At 40.3% G+C, this 7,807-nt stretch carries 5 protein-coding genes; all 5 read left to right on the top strand.

Going from position 1 to position 7,807, the window contains the following annotated elements; all coding sequences use genetic code 11:
• Nucleotides 1–57 precede the first annotated feature (57 nt).
• The 5 genes from LIZ98_RS04465 (at nt 58) to LIZ98_RS04445 (ending at nt 7,693) form a co-directional block, all read left to right on the top strand.
• Nucleotides 58–405, top strand: a complete 348-nt coding sequence (locus LIZ98_RS04465; protein WP_034772533.1) for a metal-sensitive transcriptional regulator — start codon at nt 58–60, stop codon at nt 403–405.
• Between the two features lie 64 nt (nt 406–469).
• On the top strand, nt 470–676 hold the full coding sequence (copZ, locus tag LIZ98_RS04460; RefSeq protein ID WP_034772531.1) for a copper chaperone CopZ: 207 nt from the start codon (nt 470–472) through the stop codon (nt 674–676).
• Between the two features lie 495 nt (nt 677–1,171).
• Nucleotides 1,172–3,586 carry a heavy metal translocating P-type ATPase gene (locus tag LIZ98_RS04455; RefSeq protein WP_227139047.1) on the top strand — a complete coding sequence of 805 codons (2,415 nt, stop codon included), beginning with the start codon at nt 1,172–1,174 and terminating at the stop codon, nt 3,584–3,586.
• A 294-nt stretch (nt 3,587–3,880) separates the two neighbouring features.
• Nucleotides 3,881–4,324, top strand: a complete 444-nt coding sequence (locus tag LIZ98_RS04450; protein ID WP_227139046.1) for a MarR family winged helix-turn-helix transcriptional regulator — start codon at nt 3,881–3,883, stop codon at nt 4,322–4,324.
• A 219-nt stretch (nt 4,325–4,543) separates the two neighbouring features.
• Nucleotides 4,544–7,693, top strand: a complete 3,150-nt coding sequence (locus tag LIZ98_RS04445) for an MMPL family transporter (protein ID WP_227139045.1) — start codon at nt 4,544–4,546, stop codon at nt 7,691–7,693.
• Nucleotides 7,694–7,807 lie beyond the last annotated feature (114 nt).

Here is a 7,807-nt window from a genome sequence, read left to right as displayed (position 1 = left end):
TACATACAGTAGGGGGGTATAGTATAATAAAAATATCAGGAAGGGGGTATACTCCAAATGGAAGAAGTGAAACAACCTGAACTGGAAAGCTGTGCAGAAGTTGAATGTTGCACCTCGACAAGTGAACGGAAAAGTCACCATTCCGAACAGACGAAGAAAAACTTGGTAACCCGGCTAAATCGGATTGAAGGGCAAATTCGCGGTGTTAAAGGGTTAATTGAAAAGGACACATATTGTGATGATGTCCTCACTCAGATTGCAGCAATCCAGTCAGCGTTAAACGGTGTATCCAAAATCCTTCTCGAAGGTCACTTGAAAAATTGTGTCGTCGAACGTATCCAAGAGGGTGATATGGATGTACTTGATGAATTTTTAACGACGATTCAACGGGTGATGAAAAAGTAGTTCGCAGCTTTAATGGTAACAAATCATTATATTCTTTTATTAGAAAAAAAGGAGATGTATATTCATGGAACACGTGACATTAACTGTTCATGGCATGTCTTGTGGGCATTGTGTAAAAGCGGTAGAAGGCAGTGTCGGCGCATTAAATGGTGTTGACCGCGTTGTTGTAAATTTAGAAGAAGGGAAAGTGGATGTTGACTACAATCCTGAAGTTGTGACGCTTGATACGATTAAAGAAACCATTGATGATCAAGGATACGATGTCGTTTAAGATTTGCACAACCCGTGTTCTTTCGAGGGGCACGGGATCTTTTTGAAGACCATTTTTGCGATGGATTTGAGAATAGACCGTTCACCCAGGAGTAATTTTTTCGGAGCAAATTTTGTTGTGATTGATTTGAGAAAATAAAACGTTCATACAAGAGTAATTTTTTCAAAGCAAATTTTGTTACTATCAACCTGATGTTCATCCGGGAGTAAATTTGTTAAAAATATTTTTCAAAAACTTTGTTGCGATAGATCTGAGAAAATAAACCGTTTATACAAAAGTAAAGTTGTCAGAGCTATTTTTAAAAATCTTGTTGCTATTGATCCGAGCCTAGCTTGCCAAACTTGTGCCGTACCGGGGGTTTGAAGTCTGAATTCCGATAAGACATCATTGGCGAGTCACCAATTACTTTATTTAAAACAAATGCCAACAAACTTTTAATAGGTAGTCTTTTCGAAAAAACATACCCCATATAGGTATGGAGGAGGTGCGAAACATATGACTACAACAAAAGAAACAAACCTGCAAATCCTTGGCATGACCTGTGCAGCATGTGCCAATCGGATTGAAAAGGGATTAAATAAAATCGAAGGGGTCGAGCAGGCAAATGTAAACCTGGCTCTGGAAACAGCCAGTATCAAGTTTGACCCAACAAAAACAAATCTCCAAGACTTCGAGAAAAAAATTAGAGATCTCGGCTATGATGTGGTCAGTGAAAAAGCTGAATTTACGATTACCGGGATGACCTGTGCGGCATGTGCCAACCGGATTGAAAAAGGCTTAAATAAAATGGATGGCGTCACAGCGGCTACTGTCAATCTGGCCCTAGAAACTGCCACCGTCGAATACAATCCGTCCGTCGTGTCACCAAAAGACATGATTGAAAAAGTGGAAAAGCTTGGCTACGGAGCCATTGAAAAACGTGACGAAGAGAAAGCAAACGTCGATTACCGGGAACAAGCAATCCAGAGACAAAAATGGAAATTCATTATATCCGCGATCCTCTCATTGCCGCTCCTATGGACGATGTTTGCCCATTTCTCGTTTACGTCTTGGATGTATGTACCGGATATTTTTATGAATCCATGGTTCCAACTTGCCCTTGCTACTCCGGTCCAATTTATTATTGGAAAACAATTTTATGTTGGCGCATATAAAGCGTTACGTAACGGCAGTGCCAATATGGATGTACTCGTGGCAATGGGTACCTCGGCCGCATATTTTTACAGTTTGTACTTGGTTCTTCGGTCTCTCGGTGCTCACCACCATATAGAAGGTTTATATTTTGAAACAAGTGCTGTCCTAATTACCTTAATTTTGCTAGGAAAATATTTTGAAGCAAAAGCAAAGGGGCGATCATCCGAAGCAATCAAAAAATTAATGGGTCTCCAAGCAAAAACAGCTACGGTCATCCGGGATGGGGTGGAGACAATCATCCCACTGGAAGAAGTTGTTGTTGGTGATCACCTTCAAGTAAAACCGGGAGAAAAAATACCGGTAGATGGTATCATTATTAGCGGGGAGTCAGCTATTGATGAGTCGATGCTTACCGGAGAAAGTGTTCCGGTTGATAAAAAGGCTGGTGATACCGTAATCGGCGCAACCATTAACCGAAATGGCTCCCTCCGTATTGAAGCAACCAAGGTTGGTAAAGATACGGCTCTTGCACAAATTATTAAAGTAGTTGAACAAGCTCAAGGTTCGAAAGCGCCTATTCAACGGTTAGCCGATAAAATATCCGGTATTTTTGTTCCGATTGTTGTTGGGATTGCGCTGATTACATTTCTCGTTTGGTATTTTATCGTTGACCCGGGTGAATTTGCTGTAGCATTAGAAAAACTCGTTGCCGTACTCGTTATCGCCTGTCCATGTGCCCTCGGACTTGCGACACCGACATCGATTATGGCCGGTTCCGGTCGCGCCGCTGAATACGGGATTTTATTTAAAGGTGGCGAACATTTGGAACGGACGCACAACATCACTACCGTTATTTTGGATAAAACCGGAACAATTACAAACGGAACACCTGTATTAACCGATGTGATTGTGGAAAATGGTTGGCAAAATGAGGAGTTTCTCCGGCTGGTCGGTACAGCGGAAAAAAATTCTGAACACCCTTTGGCCGAAGCAATTGTTAGTGGCATCCAGGAAAAGGGAATAGCGCTTGGCAAAACCGAACAATTTGAAGCAATTCCGGGATTTGGAATCAAAGCAGTTGCTGATGGGAAGGAAATTCTTATTGGTACAAGGAAATTACTTGACCAATATCATATTGATTTTACCGTGGCCTCCAAAACAATGCAGCAATTGGAGGAAAATGGAAAAACAGCCATGCTCGCAGCAATTGATGGGAAACTTGCCGGTATCGTTGCTGTTAGTGATACAGTAAAAGACACCTCAAAAGCAGCAATCAAACGGTTGAAAGAAATGGGCATCGAGGTTATTATGATTACCGGCGACAATGAACGGACGGCCAAAACGATCGGTGAGCAAGTCGATGTCGATCGTGTCATTGCAGAAGTACTCCCTGAAGGTAAAGCGGAGGAAGTGAAAAAACTGCAACAACAAGGCAAAATTGTCGGTATGGTTGGTGATGGGATTAATGATGCTCCTGCTCTTGCCACTGCCGATATCGGTATGGCCATCGGGACAGGAACGGATGTTGCCATGGAAGCCGCCGATATTACCCTTATACGTGGCGACTTAAACAGTATTGCCGACGCCATTTTTATGAGTAAAAAAACAATTACAAACATCAAACAAAATCTTTTCTGGGCATTTGCCTATAATACAATTGGTATTCCGATTGCTGCGATGGGCTTTCTAGCACCATGGTTGGCCGGTGCAGCCATGGCCTTCAGTTCGGTATCAGTTGTGTTGAATGCATTACGATTGCAACGGGTGAAATTGTAAAATTGCTGAGAATCATTTTCTTCCGTTTAATTTCCTGTAGTATTAAAATCGACACCATCCATTTCTGTGGGGGGTGTCTTTTTTTACGTTAAGTATGTATAAATTTCCAGCAAAGGAGCGAATTCGACTGAGTGTGAAATTTTTAGAATTTAGTATAAGCGCAACTATAAATTTCTTTTTACCAATAAATGCTTGCTTGAACAGCAGAAAACTTACTGATAAAATATGAAGAGATAGTTCACATAGTGAATAGTTCACCATATTAACTAATATAATAAAAAGGATTTGATGTTAATGGGAAACTTATCCATTCATGAAATTGTTGAACGTTATATACAACTTACACATGAAGTCTGGAAACGGGGTGAAGCTTTAATAAGAGATGAGATTGGGGAAGTTCTGACCAATGATCAGCATTATCTCTTGCGCTATATTTACCGGCAAAAAAGGTGTACACCAACAGAATTGGCCGCTGCCTTCTCTGTACAAAAAAGTGCCATTACTGCTATTATCAACCGGCTTGTCGAAAAAAACCTAATCAAACGTACACAAGATGTGGATGATCGCAGGATCGTTTACTTAACGCTTACGGATCAGGGGGAAATTTTGTTTGAAAAAACGGAAGCGAAAATATTTAAACTAGTTGAATCCATTATAACAAAGTTTGATCAGCAAGAAATTGAGAGCTTCTTAAAAATGTACGGAAAACTTGCGGAAATTTTAAAGGAAACGCAATAGATTCTATGAAACTTTAATAGCCAAAGAAAAATTTCTAAAAATGTTGGGAAAACGAATAATTAATGGTGGAGGCAGACCCGACAAGTGTTGCGGACTACCACTACATTTCACACGAAAAAAATGAATCCTATAATAGTGAGGCGAGCCTGACAATAGGCAAGAACCATCACTAGATTTTACACGAAAGAAACGAATCCTATAATGATGGAGGATATATAAATGAAAGGAATTATTAAAGCAAAATGGCTGATTGTTGTAGCTTGGATTGTTGCTGTCGTCATATTGTTGTTCACCGCTCCAAACATGGCGGATCTTGTTCGAGAAAAAGGACAGCTCGATGTTCCGGACGGCTATTCCTCAAAAGAGGCACAGCAAATTTTAGATGAAATTAATAAACAAAAGGGTGCCGAAAATACAACATCGGTTGCTCTCGTTTTTCACAATAAAGATGGTCTGACGGAAAAAAATATAGAACAAGCGAAGAAAGCTGTCAAACAACTTGAAGACAAAAAAGAGCAACTGGGGATTACAAATATATTAACTCATTTTAATCAGGAAGAATTAAAAGATCAACTTGTATCAAAAGATGGTAAAGCGATTCTCGTTTCTTTGTCCGTCGAATTGAAGGATCGGACGGCACATGAATTAAGTGATGATTTGTACAACGCAATTGAGAATATTAAATTGGAACACTATTATACCGGAAATCTATTTGTTAATGAAGATGTCATTCTCACCTCAGAAGCCGGGTTGAAAAAAACAGAGACGATTACTGTTGTATTCATTTTAATCGTCCTCATTGCGGTTTTCCGTTCGATTGTGACACCATTTATTCCGTTACTTACGGTAGGGATTAGCTATTTGGCTTCACAATCAATTGTTGCTTTTTTAGTGGAATATTTGAACTTCCCGTTATCAAATTTTACCCAAATTTTTCTTGTGGCGGTCCTGTTCGGTATCGGAACCGACTATTCAATATTGCTGTTGAGTCGTTTTAAAGAAGAGTTATCCGCCCGGGAAAATTTAACGGATGCAATTGTAGAAACTTATCGCCATGCCGGAAAAACGGTTTTATTTAGTGGAATTGCAGTTTTAATCGGTTTTGCGGTTATCGGATTCTCGCAATTCAAGCTCTATCAATCCGCAGCAGCGGTAGCCGTTGGGATTGTCGTACTTTTAGCCGCTTTATTCACGATTGTTCCATTTTTTATGGCTGTTCTTGGGAAAAAACTGTTCTGGCCGTTGAAAGGAAGTTTGGAACATAAACCAAGCCGGCTTTGGGCATTTGCCGGACGGATTTCTTTTGCCAGACCGCTTGTATCTTTATTAATCGTTGCCGTTATTACGATTCCTTTTATTGTTACGTACGATGGCGGTTTATCCTATAACTCAATGGATGAAATCGGTGAAGGTTATTCATCGGTAAAGGGATTCGAAATTATTAAAGATCGTTTTGGCCCGGGTCAGGCTATGCCGACGACAGTTGTTATTAAAAATGATGAAGAAATGGATCAAACCGAATATATGTCCATCATAGAAAATATTAGCGGTGAGTTGGAAAAGGTAGATGGTGTCGACACCGTGCGTTCCCTTACCCGTCCGACCGGTGAAAAACTGGATGATTTATCTGTGGCCAGTCAAGCTGAGAAATTAAAAGATGGGATTAATGAAGGAAATGATGGGATTAAACAGATTCGTGACGGGTTGGATGAAGCAAATTCCAAACTCGCCGCATCATCACCACAAATTACCGAAGCAAAAGACGGGATTAGTGCCTTAGTTTCCGGTACGAAAGAATTACAGACAGGTATAGGTCAATTGCAAACAGGTCTTCAGCAAATTGAAGCCGGTATTCGCCAAGGTTCAACCGGTGCCGGAGAGGCAAAAGCGGGACTTGAAGAGATTAAGAAAAATGCTGAGCAAATGTTGGCCGGATATAAACAACTTGCTCAAGGTTACAGTGAAGTCCAAACCAATTTATCTATGTTACAAACAAAATATAAAGATATTGAAAATGGCTTAGTTGGACTAAATAGCCAACTTGCAAACCTCCAACAAGCGTTTGATTTTCTTGAATACTATTTGAACAGTCAACCGGAAAGTGATCCGTTGAAAAAGAATGCAGTCGAAAGTTTTAATGGGATAAAAGTGTATTATACCGCTTTACAACAAAATCTCCCTGCGATGGCAAACGGGATTACTGAGTTAAATACAGGTCTCGGTGCCATTACAGAAGGTTTGAATACAGCGAATACGAACCTTGCTAAACTTAATAACGGGCAAGAGCGGCTAATGAGTGGATTGCAAAAACTGATTGATGGAATTGGTGCTTTGGAAAAAGGACTCGATACTGCAGCCGATGGTCAAGGCACTATTATCGCTAAATTACCTGCTGTAAGTTCCGGTCTCGGTGAAGTAAATTCGGGTCAACAACAATTGTTGGATGGATTTTCCCAACTTGGCGGTCAGTTCGGTCAATTGACTGACGGCCTCGGTCAAAGTGTTAACGGACTTACACAAATTCATGACGGATTTACAGAAGCGGAAGGATTTTTATCAGAGTTAGCCAAAAGTAAAGAAGACACAGGTATATTTATTCCGGACGAAATTTTAGAAGATAAACAATTCGCCCAAGTACTGGATACGTATTTATCACCTGATAGAAAAATTGCCAAGATAGATGTTATTTTCAGTGAAAACCCGTATTCAACAGAAGCAATCAATCAAGTAGGAGAACTGGAAGCTGCAGTCGAACGTGCTGTGAAAGATACAAAGTTAGAAAATGCGAAAGTAAAAGTCGCCGGTGTAACGAGCATGAATCATGATCTGGGAACCATGTCAGATCAAGACTTTTCCAGAACGGTTGTATTTATGTTGGTCGGTATTTTCATCGTACTAGTTATCCTATTCAGATCATTAATTATGCCGATCTATATTGTAGCGTCCTTACTGCTTACTTATTTTACAACGATGGGTATAACCGAAGCGATTTTTGTTAATTTGCTCGGTTATGAAGGATTAACTTGGGCCGTCCCATTCTTCTCATTTGTTATTTTAATGGCTCTTGGCGTCGACTACAGCATTTTCTTAATGGGCCGATTCAATGAATATCGCGGTGAACCGGTTGATAAAGCAATGATCCTTGCCATGGGCTCAATGGGCTCAGTCATCATTTCGGCAGTCATCATCTTGGGTGGTACATTTGCAGCGATGCTTCCAAGTGGTGTCTTATCTTTGTTACAAATCGCAACAGTCGTCATTTCCGGCCTCGTCCTATACTCAGTGGTCATGCTGCCGCTATTTATTCCGGTCGTTGTTAAAATCTTCGGCAAAGCCAACTGGTGGCCGTTTGTGGGTAAGAAAGATTAGTACTTGGAAAAGAACTTTTGATCAACCGTTAGAAGGAAAGTATATATAGTCATCTCCTTAAGTTTAAATATAACTAATTAAAAACCACCTCAGAAATGTAATTGAGGTGGTTTT

The sequence above is a fragment of the Caldibacillus sp. 210928-DFI.2.18 genome (genome assembly GCF_020554505.1).
GTDB classification, from domain to species: Bacteria; Bacillota; Bacilli; order Bacillales; family Caldibacillaceae; genus Caldifermentibacillus; species Caldifermentibacillus hisashii.
This window is presented reverse-complemented; position numbering and strand designations above follow the sequence as displayed.

Bases quoted from the DNA above. Each gene is read 5' to 3' on its own strand.
- LIZ98_RS04465 (WP_034772533.1), top strand. From the start codon at position 58: ATGGAAGAAGTGAAACAACCTGAACTGGAAAGCTGTGCAGAAGTTGAA.
- copZ (WP_034772531.1), top strand. From the start codon at position 470: ATGGAACACGTGACATTAACTGTTCATGGCATGTCTTGTGGGCATTGT.
- LIZ98_RS04455 (WP_227139047.1), top strand. From the start codon at position 1,172: ATGACTACAACAAAAGAAACAAACCTGCAAATCCTTGGCATGACCTGT.
- LIZ98_RS04450 (WP_227139046.1), top strand. From the start codon at position 3,881: ATGGGAAACTTATCCATTCATGAAATTGTTGAACGTTATATACAACTT.
- LIZ98_RS04445 (WP_227139045.1), top strand. From the start codon at position 4,544: ATGAAAGGAATTATTAAAGCAAAATGGCTGATTGTTGTAGCTTGGATT.